Here is a 14,931-nt window from a genome sequence, read left to right as displayed (position 1 = left end):
CCCTCATAGCCCCAGCTCCTTGTCGATCACCGTCTCGGCCGCCGCGCAGGCGTCACCGCCAGTGCGCTCGCTCAGCAGCCGATTCGCGGCGTGGTAGTCCTGCTCGGCCTGGGCGCGGGCCTGCTGCTGCGCCTGCTCCGCCCGCTGCGCGCGGTCCTGCTCGGCGGCGCGCAGGCCAGCGAGCGCCTGGTTCTGCTCGATGATCTGCTCGAGCAAGTTGGTGCGGGTCTCCCGGCACGCGGCCAGCTTGCCGGTGTCGTCGAGCTGCACCTTGCGCAGATCAGCAAGTTCGCCCTGCAGGCCGGCGACGCGCAGCAGCAGGCCACCACCGACGACGCCGACCAGCACCAGGCAGCCCAGCGCCACCCATGCCCAGGATGGCAGGAGTTTCAGTAGGCCACTCACCGCACCACCTCCAGGGCGCTGGCGTAGTTCACCGCCCACTTGCGGCGGAGATCCGCGCGCTGCTTCTCGGTGCCGCGAGTGAACGCGCCAGGCCGCCAGTTGCGCAGGTAGTAGCGCCAGGCGCCTTCCACGTCGCCCAGCTCGGGCAACGGCGCGGGGTCGGTCCAGTACAGAAGCCGAGCCAGGGCGCAGTCGAGAACGTCATGCGTCGACGGCAGGGCGTCGTAGATGCCCTGGACCGTGGCCGGCACGCCCAGCTCCCGGCACACCGCGAGGACGTGCTGCCGGCTCTGCGGGTGCTGCAGCACACCGGCCACACCGCCATCGCGCTCGAACTGGAAGATGCCGCGGGCCGGGCCACACTTCCCGGGCCGGGCCGGCAGCTGGCATTGCTCGCCGTTCGGCGCTTCCTGCAGGTGGGTGGCCAGCAGCTGGACCTCGGCCGCGGGCTTGGTCATGCGAGCGGGCAGCAGCAAGAGCGCCTCGGCCAGCGGGCCGTTGCGTATTTCGCGGAGAGTCATTGTGGTGCTCCAGAAATGAAAAGCCCGGCGCAAGGGCCGGGCTTGATGGGTTGAAGGTGATGCCTAAACGTCCACATCCATGTGAGGTAAATCCGGGGCGGGGCCGGTGATCACCATGTCGGCGATGTACGCCCTGCTCCCCTCTGGCACATCCACGCCGCGGACAGTTATCCGGGTGCCGGTGCGCAACTCAACCTCGCTGATCCCGGCAGCTGTGTTGATGCTCCGAACAATCGCAACGGTCCGCACGCCTCCCGGCAGCAGGCCAACAAATCGCTTCCACGGGTTCACTGTGGCCATGAGTGGTGGCGCTCCAATTTCAGGCTCTGCCAAACACGCGACGCTCCTGTGCCCTCGGCCGTGATCTCCAGGCCGAGGCATAGGCCGATCCAGGGGCCGGTTTCTTCCGGCACACGACACAACATGCCAGGCAGGACCAGGCCCACCCCATGATCATCGCTCGCGTGGAACAGCGGGATGCGGCACCCGACTATCTCGATGTTGCCGCCCTTGCTCAGCTCGTGGATGCCGCGCTGGCGGTTCGCGCCTTCATCCGTCAGCCAGTCTTCATGAACGTCAGGCGTCGGCAGATCACCGGCGGTACCGGCACGGCGGACGAGCATCGATACGCCATGAGAGGTGCCCGATGTGTAGCAGGCGTTCCAGGCCGGCTGCGGAGTCCACTCTCCTGACAGGTCAGTCATCATGATCGGCGGAATGATCCGTTCAATCGGTGCGTCAGGATCTCCCCAGGCCCAAGGCGCGGCCTCGTATGTCGGGCGCACCTCGATCTCGTCGGTGTCGCGTGACGGGCGCACGAACGCGCCGACAGTCTCAGCGATGCGTGCGATCACTTGGATAGCGGTCTGGCTTTGATAGCTGAACGCACCAGGCGGAAACACCCAGTCAGCAGGGCCGACATTCTCGGCATCCCATGTCACGGCGAAGCCGGTATAGAGCAGCTGCTCCTCGGCGGCCTGGCGGGCGGTGATCGGCGCTGAGTTCAAACCAGAACGCAACGGCGCCCACGGCTCGGCCAGCAACTGTGTGCGGCTGGCGGCCGTGATGCTGTACGCCTCGGCGGCGAACTTGCGGTTTCGGCTGTAGCGCTCCGACAGCATGACGAAGGTATAGCCGTTGATGCTCACCTCAAACAGCGTTCCAGCAGAGGCCGGCTTCACCAGGTCAAGGGCGGCACGGGTGAACACGTCGCCACTGAACTTCCAGCTGAACGAGTCCTTGTCCAGGCTGATGCGGATGTTCTTGAACTCCACGGGCGTACGCGACGGCAGCGCCACGACGTTGACGATGTTTGCAATCATGTAGGTGTCCAAGATTGTGGGATCGGCCGGCGGCTCGGGGAGCGGCTTCACCGGGCCGGGGTAGTCGATGTACGGCAGCCCGGTCAGCGGCCCGTCCGTGGGTGTGGCCTTACCCCATGGCAACCGGCTGGCCACCTCCAGCCGGCGCGCACTCTGCCAGCGAATGCCGCCGCTGCTCATGTCGGTTGGCTGGATGCGCGGGCGCTCCGGCTCATAGCGGAAGTCGAAGTAGACCGCGCCCGAGGTTGGCGGGAAGTACGGCCGCCCGCCGAAGCTGAACACCAGCGGTCCGGTACCCGGTATGTAGAGACTGTCCTGCAGAGCGGTCGCTGCGTTGTAGCGCGGGCCGAACTCGTTGACCCGGCGGGTCGGCATCCCTACGGGCACATCCCTGACCGCCGGCTTGGGGTTGTAGATCAGTGACAGCATCAGGTCGCGAGTCTGAATCGATCTGTCCCAGCGCGCTATCGCCGAGGCATCGCACGCCGGCACTGTGCCCCAGGGCAGCCGCTGCGGATCTGCAGCCAGGGCATCGGCGATCTCCCACGCCATGCGCCCGCCAGCATCGGCAGCCAGGGCAGACGCCCACCGCACCCGCACCGCAGATCGGTCAGCGCGCTCGGCAATGCTCCAGCCAGCGCCGCGCCGGATGTCACGCTGCAGGGTCGCAGACCAGGGCAGGCCATCGCGGCGCCGATCAGCGGGCGCGGCGGCGCCCCAGGCACTCCCGACCCGGACAGAAAGCATCGGCATTGTTAAACCTCGACGGGCAGCGGCCCTTCGGCCAGAGGCTGGTAGTAGCGACGGGCAACCGCACGGGCAGTACCGAGCGGCCGCGATGCGTTGTCACCCTCGGCCGGCCACCAGGTGGGCTCAGTCGCGGGCAACACGCCCGGCTCGGTGATCTCGTAGACCCAGCCGCCGAACTGCGACGGCCGGATGCGCTGCCCGACGGCGACAGGTAGCGACGGAGCGAACGTCGCGCCCCATGCGTCAGGGCATACCGCGTACACGTCGCCGCCCAACACCCGCACATCGATGACGCCAGAGCCGCCGGGCGTCGGGCCATGCCCGGCAACCCGCCACTCGCCGTCAACAGGCCGCTCGATCACGACGATCTCTCGATCTGCAGGCATCCGGTCGACGCGAACTACGCCGGTCATATGGCCAGGCTCGCCAGGGGCGGCGCCTTCGCCGCTGGTGATGTTGAACAGCAGGGTACCGTCGACCAGTGTCAGCCATGCAGAGCGAACTCGTCTCGGGGCGGCATCGTCATAGCCAGTCACCAGCCATTCGCCCTGGGCCAAAAGCGTTGCTACCTCGATGCGTTCAGTCTGGGTGAACTCGCCGAAGCCGGGCTCAGCCCAGAAGTGCAGCTCCAGTTTCTCCAGGCTGTTGCGGCCCCGGTAGAAGAACAGGTTTTTCACGCCGCTAGTGACCTCGCCGTCGCGCATGACCCGGAAGCGCACGGGCACCTTCGGGCTCTCGACATATCCGGGCAGCGGCCCGGACTGGAAGGGAGACACAATGAGAGTGGTCATTACCAGAATGCCGGGTTGTTAGTGTGGAAGCGCCCATAACTGGAGCCTGAACCCGCTGCCGTTAGAAGGTAGAGGTTTGAGTCTCCGAGATGGATCGGCGTTGAGTTGACATTGCGTGAATTCAAGCCGGGCACCCCTAGTGCCTCCCCAATGTACCCCGGGTAGATACGAACAAAGGCAGGGTGTTGAGCAATTCCACGTAGGTACCCAGCTGCAGGCCCCCCCAACTTTGCCCATACAGTCCTAGTTAGGTTGATCTCAGGGAGCAGTGGAAGTCGCCTACCAAGTTCATATGACAGGTTCCAGTCCAGGGGGCAGTGAACAGAGATGCTTCCTGTATCCACTAGCAAACCTGTGACCGGGTCTTTGAGGACAGTCATTCCGTTACTATCGAACGGTCCTGTAGAGGAAGAAGGACTCGACGCGTTCTGGCCACCCATGGCAATAAAGTTGCCGGCCGTATCTTCACCTGCATACAAGCAATTGGACTGAGTGGTGCCGGTAAGACTGGTCACCGTCCCGGAGTTGTCGTTACACATTTGCAGTAGAAACGTCTTCTCGTCTGCAAAAATCGACCAGCTGTGGTTGGCGTTCTGTGCGGCGCCATACAGCAGGTTCCACCGATGGGGAACAGTCTCTCCAGTGGCGGTACCAGTCTTCCGTCCTGCCCCCGTTGGAACTCCGCTCACAATTCCAGTGAACGAGTTCAGCAGGAAGATGCGCATCGACTGGTTTTCGCCCTGCACGGAGAACCCGATGTAACCGGAGTGTGGGCCGTTGCGAAGAACCAGGCAGTTCGTTTCCTCGGCAATCAGCTCCCAGCCCGCAGCCGGATACGCCCCATAGCCACTGACCAAACAGGCTTTGACAATGGCTTTGAAGGCCGCCCAGCCGACAGCAATGGTGGACGTACCGATTGTGTAGGAAGGGGCGCCGGTCTGGTCCCGGTGATAGTAACGAACAGTCATCAGTCAGCATCCCCTCTTACAAGCAATTCAATGCGGTCATCGTCTACGGTGCCCTGCCCCGCCAGCACTGTGCGCACAACCCACATCGAGCCCAAGGCGCTATCGGTGTTGAATCGCACAGCGTTGGCCGCTGCCCAGCCCGACCCCCAACCCTCTTTCTTGATCGTGAAATAGGGCTGGCCGGTGAGCGCATTGATCGGCGAACAGTCAGCAGTCGTGCTGCCTGTCGCGATAACGCCCAGCTGCTGCTCAACAACGTTGAACGCGGTACTCGATGTGAACACCAGCGCCCAGCGGCCATCGATCCCGCCAGCGTTGGTGATCACCTGCGGATAGCTCAGGCTGTTGTATTGCGCTGTTGTCGTGTTGCCGATTGGCGCATCAGTCCAGTTCGGCGCCCCTTGGTTCCACGTCTGCTGCGTGAACCAGTTGTGCAGGCGCGACCGCAGATCGCCCCAGGTCAGCGCGCTCGACACTCGCGTGCCAGCCGGCAGGGTCCACGGCACCGGGGAGCTGATGCCCAGCTCGCCGGTGATCTGAACTTCTGTACACAGCGTCATGTGCTCCACGCGATCACGTACCAGCAGCGGCTGCGTGACCGGGCCGCCCTCCTCATCCTGCAGCACGAGCGGGTTAGCCCAAGTGAGCGCCCCAGCCTCGCGATCAGCCGAGAACGATGGCGCCCGCAGCACAGCACCGTTGGCGCCGACAACGCGGATCTCGGCGACGTTGCCACGATCCAGCGTCAGCGTGCCGCCCGGCACGGGAGACGGCACCACCGTTTCAGCGGTGTGATGGATAACAAGCACATCGCCTTCCCGATAGATCGGCACGCGCCCATCTGCCGGCAGGCGCACCGGGTCGAGGCCCAGCAGGCCGGCATCCAGCGGCAGGCGTGTTTGCACTACTGCGTTATAGCGTGTCAGCAGCGGAATCACCGGCACGTCACTTGCGCCCGTCTCGTCATCAGGGTCAGACGTGAAGCGCAGACGAGCGATGCCCGTAGCTGCATCGACGCGGCCATGCACGATGCCCGTAGCGAAATAGCCGTTGGCATCTGATGTCGCGGTGACGATAGCCGCGGTGTCTGTACGCACGACAGTGAGCTGCATGCTCCCGGCACGTAGCGGCGCCCCCGAGGTACGGAACGTCACCTGAGAAACGCTGTAGCCCGTTACCGAAGTCAGGCAAGCGAGGATCGACACAACGCCGCCCACGTTGCCGGCATAGGCGTTGAGTACGACAGAACGGCCCGCGTAGTCGACAACGCCAACGGCTAGGCCAGCGTTTGTGGTGCTGTTGACGTTCTTGTACAGCGTGCCCGAGCGGTCGGTGTAGGTCTCGCCGTTCCAAGTAAACAACAGGCTGCCCGGAATGATGGCGCCCTGCATGCCCGGCAACAGCTGAATAGTCAGCTCCGGCGCGGTGGTGCTGCTCGACCCGACTTCCGTGGTGATCGCATCAGCCATGGCACGGATGTTCATCGTGCCGCCGAATGACTCGCGGACCTGCACGTTCGTCTTGAAGACGGCGAGCTTCATCCACGGCTTGTTGCCGTCTTGTCTCTTGGCGTAGTTGTACTCGGTGTAGTCGTACAGGCGTGCAACCTGTAGGGAGCAGGCGCCCGTTGCGTAGTCGATGGTGCCGATCAGTGCTCCGTCTGGTCCGGTCCAGCCGCCCGCGCCATCGTCCTGGGCCGACCAGCTCATCTCGACCGTGCCGTTGTAGACCGGTAGCGCCGTGAGCCCTTGCACGCCCGCCGGCACTGGCTGCCGGCGACTGGTCATCCACTCGGCCCGGACAGAGCCAGGGGTCAGCGGCGCGCCTGGCACTGTGAACGTAGTAACACCAGTGCCGTCGATGGTCGCAGGAATGGGGCCGCCAACCGCACCGCCCGGATCACCGATCTCGTAGGCGTAGTCGATGACACCAACCGGAGTAGCGCTCAGCTGCATGACGATCTCGCCCGTCGCATAGCTGATCGTCCCAGTCCCACCGCTGCCGCTGAGCTGCCCGCCGCCGTTGTCGGACAAGGTGCGCACAGTGCCGGCGGCGAACGTCACGGTCACGCTGCCCGGCATCACGTCCTGATCGGGCAGTGTATGCCGGACCTCAACGCGCGGAACAACGGACGTGCCGGAATGGCTCTTGATGTCGCCATCTGCACTGGAGATGTAGCTGTAGACCAGCGCGCTGTTCACGTCCGGTAGGGCGTTCAGCGTGATAGAGACACTGCCGGTGGTGAAGTCGATAGTGCCGGCACCCTCGCCGACCAGCAGGCCGGCGCCCAGGTCGCGCAGCTCATACCAGCGCCCCAGCGCCATGTAGCTGACAGATAGCGTGCCCGGACGCGGGAGCGCGTCGGACAGCGACAACGTGTACACGTAGCCCCGGCTTGCCAGGGTGATCTCGATGCCATCGGTAATGGCCTCGCCCAGGGCAGCAGCGCCAGGGCGATAGGAGGCATTCGCCGAGCCGACGAAGGCCGAGCCGGCGCGGGTCATGGTGATTTCGCCGGTCTGGTAGTCGACGGTGCCGGCGCTGATCCAGTTGGCGCCGCTGACATGACGCAGCCCGCCGCGCGAGTTGTCGGCAAATGTGCCGCCGTTGGCGGTGATCGACAGCGAACCAGGCGCGCAGCCGGTACCCAGATACGTGCGGCACTCGCCAGCGGTCGAGGTCGCCGCAGTCGTCAGGGCGACAGAGCGAGCCGGCCCGGCAGCGATGAAGGCCTGGCGCTGGTAACCGGCCAGTTGGTCGACCAGGGCGGTCTCTTTCGTGGTGCTCGGCACGAGCTGGCTGTACACAGAGTCAACGGACAGCGACAGCGCACCCATGGCGACCGCCTGGGCAAGTCGACTGATGCCGTAGTAACGGGCGGCGTCGGCGACCTGGGTGCCGAGCACGCGCGCCTTGGCCTTGCCATCTGTAGCCGGCGAGGTGCCGGCCGGGGTCGGCGATCCACCTGGGAACTCATACAGCAGCGGCGCGCTGATAGACATGTCGAGGCGGCGGCGGATGAACGACGAGAACGAGCCCGACCCGAAGTCGTACACGAACGTCTCCAGCCGCTGCTCGACAGCAGTTAGACGCACGTACTGCGCATGCGTCGGCGTGATCAGTTGGAACACATCGCCGACCTCGGGGACGGATTGCTCCTCGCGCTGCACGCAGGCGATAGCGCGCTGGCCGGCCAACTGGGTGCCGAGCAGATCAAACGAGGCCGGGGTGGCGGCAGCCACATAGCTCTCGATGGCATCGCGCGCCGCCGCGCGCTGGTCGGTCGAGCTGCCGGTGTTGAACAGCAGGACGCTGACGCGCGGGTCGGCAGGGTCATCGCCGACGATGGCATGGGCACCAAGCCATGGGTCGGAGTTCTGTGTGACCGGGCCGCCGTACAGCTTGCGCAGGCTGATGTTGCCAGTGGTGCGCGCGAGGCGCGAGATGTCCGGGAACACGTTGTTGACCTGATCGGACACGACCGCCTCGCCGGTGGCGCGGCCGCCGCCGTCTGCTTCGTCAGAAAGGCGCTGGCTTTTGAGCAGTTTGATGTCTGCGGTGCTGATTGACATAGAAACTCCGGGCAAAAAAAAGCCCGCTCGGGGCGGGCTCAGGGAGGTGGCGAAGCGCTCAAGGCGCCGGCGGCGCGGGGGGTGCAACGGTGATCAGGCGCAGAGTGATGTTGAACAGATCGTCCGGCCCGTACACGACCCCACGGAACAGCGGCACAGCCTCAACCGCAGGCCCCGCCGCTCTGTTCCATGTGACGTAGTGTTGCTCGCCAGTCTGCAGGGTCAGCGGCATGACGATGCCAACCTGATCGCGCAGGGCCTCCAGCTGCTGCACGATCGACAGCGGGAACCAGGCACCTTCGTTGCTGGCAAGCGTGATCGGCCGGCCGTACAACTTGATGCCCTCCTGAATGATCAGCGCGCCACCGAGGGTCCGGTCTTGGTTCTGCTCAATCGGGTCCCAGCTCGCGAACTGTTCAACCCACTGCAGCTGGTCGCCGCTCAACTCCGGATCGTTTGCCAGGTCGATGCCGGCTAGCGTCAACGGATACATCATCACAACGCCCTCCCGGCAGCGTCTTCAAGAATGCTGATCAAAGCGGTTTCGCTGGCCTCGTCATCTACAGCCACCTGCGCGACCTGGCCCCGCGACGACTCCAGGCGAATGACGCGCGCCGGCAGCTGCCTCGGAACCGGCTGATTGGCCTGCGCCTGCTTGCTGGCCTCCACGCGCTTTGCCTGCTCCTGCTGTTGTCGCTGCAGACTGGTTGCCTCCTCCACGTCGCGGAGCAAGCCGATTGCCCGCTGGGCATTCGCGATGGCCTCTTGTGAGCCTGTCGACTGCGCCTCGGCAAGCTGCGCCTGCAACTCCTTCTTGCGGTTGGCGAAACGGCGCTGGGCAATGGCGTCCTCTTTGCCCTCGAGCTGGTCGAGTTCGTCCTGCAGGCTGTCGAGCGTAGAGCGGGTCGAGTCGGCCATGCTCTGCATCTGCTGCTTCGCGGACTGAATCGCAGATTCGAGCGACCCAAGGTCCGACTCATCCAACAGGTTCATGGTCCGGCGGGCGCTGCTCGCCTGGGCAATGAACTGCGACAGAGTGAGACTGCCCCGGTTGTAGCTCGCCATCAGATCCTGAAGGCCGCGCTTCTGCTGGAGGAAACCCTGTTGGGTCTGCAGGCTGTTGCGCTGCATCTCCAGCGACCACTTCCCTAACGAGCTCATCAGGGTGTTCTCGGCCTGTGCAGCGGAGATCTCGCCGAGGGCCTTGTTCACGCGCTGTAGTGATGCGGTGGTGGCATCGAGGTCGCTGGTGTCGATCCCCATGTCAACCGAGGACAGGCCCCGCAGCTTGTTGAAGGCATCGAGCGCGGCCTGGCTCATTTGCGCCAGCGGCTCGCGGACCCGGGTCATGACGCCCCCGAAGAAGCCCTCCATGGCGCCCATGTCCTGCCGCGCATCCGAGCTTTCCTTCCGCCGCCGCTGCATGGCCTCGTCGCCAGCCTGGCGCTCGGCCTCCATCCGTTTGCCGCTTTCGCGACGCAGCTGCTCGCTGGTGACAATGGCCTCTTTTTCAGCCTGATTCTTATCCCGCTGGGCCTTGGCGCCATCGCCTACGGCCGCCTTCAGTTCCTTCTGCCGCTCGGCGGTTTTCTGCAGCTCCTGATTGTACTGCTGCGCCGTGATCTTCCCGCCCTCATACAGCTCGCGCAGGGATTTCTTGATGGCGTTGATGTCGACATCGGTTTTCGCATTGCTGATGGCCGCCTGCACCGACGCGAGATCGGCCAGCTTTTCCTCAAGGTCGGACACCAGATTGGCCGCACCGCCGGCATTGGAGCCGAGCTCCTTCAGGCGGCCGTTCAGAACTCCGGTGGCCTGGGCATACTCCTGCTGGCTCAGGATGCCCGCTTGATATGCTGAAAGCAGCGCCCTGCGCAGCCCCTCCAACTGCTCCGCTGTCCTGGCCGTATCAATCAGAGAAAGTGCGTTACCGATACCCTCAATCGCGGCGGTTCCGGCAACAGCTGCAGCAATTGCCTCATCCCTGACCTTGTGCTGAGTTGCGACCAACTGATCGGCGTGCGCCTGGTCGAGCATGCGTTGCTGCTCGAGCTCTGACTTAATCGCCTCGGTGGTTTCCTTGGCGCCAGCCTTGGCGGTGTCGACCGCATCCTTACCCATCCCTGCGACTGAATCCCGGAGATCCGAGAAATCAGTCACCACACCGTCGATGGAGGTCTTGATGCCAGCGCGGACGCCAGCCGCCATCTGGTCGATCTGCTCCTTCCACTTGGATCCGCCGAGGGCATCAGGCAGCGTACTGGCAAGCATGCTGGCAGTTTCGAGGATGCCTAGCTTGAACGCGCCCCAGAATGCGTCAGCGGAATTTCCAGCCAGCGTCAGCACATTCCAGAAAGTGCGAGTTTTCTCAGTGAATGTATCAACCCCAGCGATGACCTTGTCCAGGTCTTCACCCATACCGTTCAACCACCGGGTGCTGTCATCGGCCAGCTTGTCGAAATCAACATCGAGCAACCGAACAGCGAAGCCTTTTACCTTCTCCGCCCCCTCAGTGAAGGCCTTGCTCAATGCGCTCGCGAGCTTGTCTAGCCGACCGTCCTTGTCCATGCGATCTATGTTGTCGGCAACGTCCTTCAGCTGCTGCTTGGCGTATTCGAGCGCTCCACTCTTGGCGATGCGATCTAGGAAGTCAGACCAGGTATCGCGCAGGTTACTGACCAAACCAGTCAGAGTACCCATACCCTCAGCAGCAGCGCCCTGGGCGCTCTGCCCCATCTCCTTGATCAGCGCCGCGATCACGTCACGGCCGAGGCGCCCCTTGGTGGCCAGCTCCTGCAGGGTGGCGGCGTTCTTGCCGGTGATCTTCTCCAGCATCGACCACACGGGCACGCCGCGCTCGACCAGCTGCAGGATCTCCTCGGTCTGCAGCTTCTGCTTCGCGTAGGCCTGGCCGAGCGCCGAACTGATGCCCTGCAGGCGCTCCATGCCGCCGCCAAGCTGCTCGTTCTTGTCGACGATGGCTTGTAGGCTGCCGTCCATGGGGTCGAGGCCATAGGACTTCAGCAGAGCAAAAGCCTCGGACACCTCCGCCAGCTCCAGCGGCGTGTCCTTGGCGAATGTCTTGATCCAGGCGGTGGCGCGCTCGCCCTCGGCGACGCTACCCATCAGGGACGCCATCCGCTTGCCCAGCAGCTCGAACTGGTCGCCGGTGTCCAGCATCGAGTTGATGCCATCCCGGACCAGATTCAGCCCTTTCTGGACGAGTCCGAACGCGGCATTCAGCGAGACGTATGCGGCGGCGTAGCCCAGGACCTGGCGAGCACCGCGCGCCATCCCATCGCGCACAGCTGCGAGGCGCGATGTGTGCTCGGCCGCTGCGCGACTGGCGGCGGCGAGATCGCGGCGCGCCTGCTGCAATACCTGGTTGTTATCCCGCACCGCTGTACGGGCACGATCCACCTCGACCCCGAGCCGGCGCTGCTCGTCGCTCAGGTTATGCACATCAATGCCAGCGCCATGTGCGGCGCGCTCAGCATCGGTCAGCTGGGCCTCCAGCGCGTTGAGCGTGCGGCGCGCCCGGTTCGCCTCCCGCTCGGAATCCTTGAGCGACTGCTGCAGGCCGGCGGCGTCCGGGTTCTTGTTCAGCGCCTCCCGCAGGTCGACCACCTGACGCTCGGCCTGGTCGAGACTGCGCTGGGCCAGACCCACGTCCCTGCGCACGCGCTCCAGGGCCAGGCCAAGCCCTTGCGCTGACTTGGCGTTGTCGAGCGCCCCGCCGAGCCGGGTGGCCTCCTCGCTCAGTTCCTCGACTGCCTCGGTGGCCTTCTTCACCTCTGGCGACATCTCGTCGCGGCCACGCAAGATGAACTGAATCAGGCGGTCCTTGATGGCCATGCACTTTTCTCCGGGCAATAAAAAACCCGCCGTGGCGGGTTTGACAGATCATGGAGCCTTCACTTGGGCAAGCCGAACAACACGCTGAAGAAGGTTCCGAACACAGCTGAAAGCACGCTGATGATTGCGATGAAGACGATAAGCGCGGGAATGGCCGCCAACATCCATTTGATCATGAAGACCATCATGGACCAGAACCTCATCTGGATGTCTACGACCACCACAGGCTGCACACCATCAAGCCCGCGGGTTGCCACCTCTACATGATCGGCCGCGACCCGAAAGCCCTTAGCCTTCGGAGGCGGCGCCCTGTTGATCTCCCGAGCCGTTTCGGCAGCAGTCTGGACCTTCTCGGCCGTCTCCACATCCCGGCGTTGTTTTGCGGCGAGCGCCTTAGCGTAGTAGGCACCGCAGCTCGGACAGCGGAGAGGCTCCCCGAAATCAGACTGAGGGGCTTCGTGATTACATGCGGGGCACAGCATAAAGGGGTCCCTCCCGAGGGTTGTTCAGGGAGGGAATGTAGCTCAATGCCATCCTTGGCGGCCATCCCTGGCCGGCACCATTACGCCGCTTGGCGGATGGTGTAGAACTGCGACAGCGGATCGCTCGGGTCGTCCACGCGGGTGTAGTCCTGCAGGGCCTCGAAGGTCACGTTGTACGATGCGTACTCGGCGCCGCTCAGCGCCAGCTCGGCGATGTCGTCGAACTGGACGCGGTGCAGGGTAACGTCGTAGGCCTTGCCGTTCTGCGCGTCGTTCATGCCCGCGAAGTGCAGGGTCTGCTCGACGGTAGCGCCACGCAGGATCTCGGACACGTCGGCCTTGATCCGGGTGTAACTGGCAATCACGCCGCGACCAGCAATCGGCGAGCCCTCCTTCAGCTGGATGCCGTAGTGGGTCACCACGTAATCCACGCCCGCCTCCATCTCCTCGCCGGCCGCCACAGTGATGGTGAAAGCATCGTCGGCGACGAAGGCCGAGCCGCCTGCGGTGACGGTGAAGGACAAGCCACCGGCCGAGAACTGAGCGCCCACGGTGCCACTGCCCAGGCTGGTGGTGTCCGGGCCGGTGACGGTGAACGCGGTAGCGCTGGAGAACTCCAGTTCGTAGGCACCTGCAGCGGCGCCGTTGACGGTGACGACGCCGAGCGTGCCGGTACCGGCGTTGCCGGAAGCTGGCGCTACGGAAGCGGTAGCCGGCGGCGACAGGATGGTTACCGGCTGGGTCACATCGACCAGATTGCGGAAAACGATCATCTCGCCAGCGAAACCTTCGGACGGATGAGGCTCATTATCTACAGGGCCGGCGGCGACGCCTTTGACGACAGCACGGACCATCAGCGCGAGCTGGGCCGGACCAATGTCGTACAGCACGAAGCTGCCGGTGACGGCGGTGACCTGGCTCTTCGAGTTGTTGTTGCCGATACCTGTACGGAAGTTGCGCAGGCTCTTCTTCTCGGTAGCGTGCTGGAGCTTCAGGTCAGTGCTGTTGCCGACCTCGCGCAGGCCGCGCTGGCTCTGCCAAGGCTTGTTGCTCGTGACGCCGAAGCCGATCAGCGAGCGATCAGGTGCATAGAGCATAGGGTTCTCCTGAAAAAGAAAAGCCGCTCAAGCGAGCGGCTGGGTGTAGTTGATCTGCAGGGGCATCACGTAGGCGGCGTAGCGCTTGCCTGGTGGGGGATAGGTGGGTGTCTGCTGCTGGAACTCGATACTGCTCACGCCCTCCACGCCAAGAGGCCGGTCTACGAGCCGGCCTCTCAGCGCCACCTTTACGGCCAGGCGCATGGCTCGCAGTGTCGCTGCGTAATGGCGCTGTTTGCTGACCAGCACGATGTTGATCACCGCCGTCTCCGGCAAGCTGTTGAGCATGCGCGGCGCACCTTGGAGTCTTTCATCGGTGGTCCCGATCTGCAGCACGATGAACTCGTCCGGCAGATCGTTATCCTCAACATCGAGGATCGCGCGCACGTCGCCATCCTCGACACGAGCAATTGGAGCCAAAAGCTCCTGCAGCGCGGCGACCACTTCGCTCTGAACGTCTCTGGGCATGGTCATGGCACCACGTAGAAGTTGATTCGGTAGCCGTCATCGGAGGCGATGCCATCAAGGTGCAGCACCTGCCCACTCAGCCGAAACGACCCTTTTCGGTCGTATGGCTGGAGGGAGGCCTTCAACACCTCGATGGTCATCACTCGATCAACCGCGTCTCTCAAGTCATCGACCCGCTCAACCTCTCGCTCCACAAACGCCGGCAGCCCCTCCACCAACACCGCGCCAGCGGCGTCGAGGTGGTCTACCAGCGAATCGGCAAGCCGGGCCGAGCCAGCGGCGTGCAGCCTGGCCAGCGACCGCGCGAACCGACCTTCCATCGTCAGTTGCTCAGGCGGCAGTCGGCGACGCCGTCAGCCTCGGCCTGGGTCAGCTTGCCGAACGGCGCGCTGGAGGCGGTACCGTCGGCGACCAGGCCGCCGTCCTTCAGGCTGACCTTGACGCCCACGGCCAGGCCTGCGGCGCACGGCAGGCGGAAGACACCGGTCGCCCTGGCGGCGAAGGGCTGACCAGCCGGGGCGGTGACCAGGGCCACCACCGCCAGGGCACCGATTACATAGGGGTTGCCGGACACGACGCCGCCGGCGGGAGCGATCAGGGTCAGCGAGTCGCCGTCCTGCACGTAGTTCTTAGCCATGAGGTTCTCTCCTGAGGCATAGGGGGAAGCAGAAACGAAAAGCCCCGCGCTGGGCGGGGCTTG

At 64.4% G+C, this 14,931-nt stretch carries 13 protein-coding genes; all 13 read right to left on the bottom strand.

Going from position 1 to position 14,931, the window contains the following annotated elements; translation table 11 throughout:
• Window positions 1-3: 3 nt before the first annotated feature.
• The 13 genes from N7640_RS00810 to N7640_RS00750 all read right to left on the bottom strand — a co-directional run bounded on the left by N7640_RS00810 (window position 4) and on the right by N7640_RS00750 (window position 14,868).
• Window positions 4-405: a hypothetical protein gene (locus N7640_RS00810; RefSeq protein WP_279903180.1), complete on the bottom strand. Its 402-nt coding sequence runs from the start codon at window positions 403-405 to the stop codon at window positions 4-6.
• The gene (locus N7640_RS00805) at window positions 402-926 is read right to left on the bottom strand and encodes a hypothetical protein (RefSeq protein ID WP_279903181.1); all 525 of its coding nucleotides are present in this window, start codon (window positions 924-926) and stop codon (window positions 402-404) included. Before N7640_RS00805 ends, N7640_RS00810 begins: the two co-directional genes overlap by 4 nt.
• A gap of 287 nt (window positions 927-1,213) precedes the next feature.
• The gene (locus N7640_RS00800) at window positions 1,214-3,001 is read right to left on the bottom strand and encodes a hypothetical protein (protein ID WP_279903183.1); all 1,788 of its coding nucleotides are present in this window, start codon (window positions 2,999-3,001) and stop codon (window positions 1,214-1,216) included.
• Between the two features lie 2 nt (window positions 3,002-3,003).
• Entirely contained in the window at window positions 3,004-3,789 is a 786-nt protein-coding gene (locus tag N7640_RS00795) for a hypothetical protein (protein ID WP_279903184.1), read from the bottom strand.
• A complete protein-coding gene (locus tag N7640_RS00790) occupies window positions 3,789-4,757 on the bottom strand; it encodes a hypothetical protein (protein ID WP_279903185.1) in 969 nt (322 codons plus the stop codon). Before N7640_RS00790 ends, N7640_RS00795 begins: the two co-directional genes overlap by 1 nt.
• Entirely contained in the window at window positions 4,757-8,329 is a 3,573-nt protein-coding gene (locus tag N7640_RS00785; RefSeq protein ID WP_279903186.1) for a hypothetical protein, read from the bottom strand. Before N7640_RS00785 ends, N7640_RS00790 begins: the two co-directional genes overlap by 1 nt.
• 58 nt (window positions 8,330-8,387) lie before the next feature.
• On the bottom strand, window positions 8,388-8,825 hold the full coding sequence (locus N7640_RS00780; RefSeq protein WP_279903187.1) for a hypothetical protein: 438 nt from the start codon (window positions 8,823-8,825) through the stop codon (window positions 8,388-8,390).
• A complete protein-coding gene (locus N7640_RS00775; RefSeq protein ID WP_279903188.1) occupies window positions 8,825-12,184 on the bottom strand; it encodes a tape measure protein in 3,360 nt (1,119 codons plus the stop codon). Before N7640_RS00775 ends, N7640_RS00780 begins: the two co-directional genes overlap by 1 nt.
• Window positions 12,185-12,243: 59 nt before the next feature.
• On the bottom strand, window positions 12,244-12,666 hold the full coding sequence (locus tag N7640_RS00770; RefSeq protein ID WP_279903189.1) for a hypothetical protein: 423 nt from the start codon (window positions 12,664-12,666) through the stop codon (window positions 12,244-12,246).
• Window positions 12,667-12,746: 80 nt separating this feature from the next.
• The gene (locus N7640_RS00765; RefSeq protein WP_279903190.1) at window positions 12,747-13,763 is read right to left on the bottom strand and encodes a hypothetical protein; all 1,017 of its coding nucleotides are present in this window, start codon (window positions 13,761-13,763) and stop codon (window positions 12,747-12,749) included.
• A 27-nt stretch (window positions 13,764-13,790) separates the two neighbouring features.
• Window positions 13,791-14,237 (bottom strand): hypothetical protein, encoded by a 447-nt coding sequence (locus N7640_RS00760; RefSeq protein WP_279903191.1) that lies wholly within the window; start codon window positions 14,235-14,237, stop codon window positions 13,791-13,793.
• Entirely contained in the window at window positions 14,234-14,551 is a 318-nt protein-coding gene (locus N7640_RS00755) for a hypothetical protein (protein WP_279903192.1), read from the bottom strand. The genes N7640_RS00760 and N7640_RS00755 overlap by 4 nt, the downstream gene beginning before the upstream one ends.
• 2 nt (window positions 14,552-14,553) lie before the next feature.
• Window positions 14,554-14,868: a capsid cement protein gene (locus N7640_RS00750; protein WP_279903193.1), complete on the bottom strand. Its 315-nt coding sequence runs from the start codon at window positions 14,866-14,868 to the stop codon at window positions 14,554-14,556.
• Window positions 14,869-14,931 lie beyond the last annotated feature (63 nt).

The organism is Pseudomonas sp. GD04015, from assembly GCF_029837675.1.
GTDB classification, from domain to species: domain Bacteria; phylum Pseudomonadota; class Gammaproteobacteria; order Pseudomonadales; family Pseudomonadaceae; genus Aquipseudomonas; species Aquipseudomonas paralcaligenes.
Note: the sequence above shows the minus strand (reverse complement) of the source record. Positions and strands in the feature narration are given on the sequence as shown.

Excerpts from the sequence above, each read along its gene's own strand:
- N7640_RS00805 (WP_279903181.1), bottom strand. The coding sequence starts at position 926 with ATGACTCTCCGCGAAATACGCAACGGCCCGCTGGCCGAGGCGCTCTTG.
- N7640_RS00800 (WP_279903183.1), bottom strand. The coding sequence starts at position 3,001 with ATGCCGATGCTTTCTGTCCGGGTCGGGAGTGCCTGGGGCGCCGCCGCG.
- N7640_RS00795 (WP_279903184.1), bottom strand. The coding sequence starts at position 3,789 with ATGACCACTCTCATTGTGTCTCCCTTCCAGTCCGGGCCGCTGCCCGGA.
- N7640_RS00790 (WP_279903185.1), bottom strand. The coding sequence starts at position 4,757 with ATGACTGTTCGTTACTATCACCGGGACCAGACCGGCGCCCCTTCCTAC.
- N7640_RS00785 (WP_279903186.1), bottom strand. The coding sequence starts at position 8,329 with ATGTCAATCAGCACCGCAGACATCAAACTGCTCAAAAGCCAGCGCCTT.
- N7640_RS00780 (WP_279903187.1), bottom strand. The coding sequence starts at position 8,825 with ATGATGTATCCGTTGACGCTAGCCGGCATCGACCTGGCAAACGATCCG.
- N7640_RS00775 (WP_279903188.1), bottom strand. The coding sequence starts at position 12,184 with ATGGCCATCAAGGACCGCCTGATTCAGTTCATCTTGCGTGGCCGCGAC.
- N7640_RS00770 (WP_279903189.1), bottom strand. The coding sequence starts at position 12,666 with ATGCTGTGCCCCGCATGTAATCACGAAGCCCCTCAGTCTGATTTCGGG.
- N7640_RS00765 (WP_279903190.1), bottom strand. The coding sequence starts at position 13,763 with ATGCTCTATGCACCTGATCGCTCGCTGATCGGCTTCGGCGTCACGAGC.
- N7640_RS00760 (WP_279903191.1), bottom strand. The coding sequence starts at position 14,237 with ATGACCATGCCCAGAGACGTTCAGAGCGAAGTGGTCGCCGCGCTGCAG.
- N7640_RS00755 (WP_279903192.1), bottom strand. The coding sequence starts at position 14,551 with ATGGAAGGTCGGTTCGCGCGGTCGCTGGCCAGGCTGCACGCCGCTGGC.
- N7640_RS00750 (WP_279903193.1), bottom strand. The coding sequence starts at position 14,868 with ATGGCTAAGAACTACGTGCAGGACGGCGACTCGCTGACCCTGATCGCT.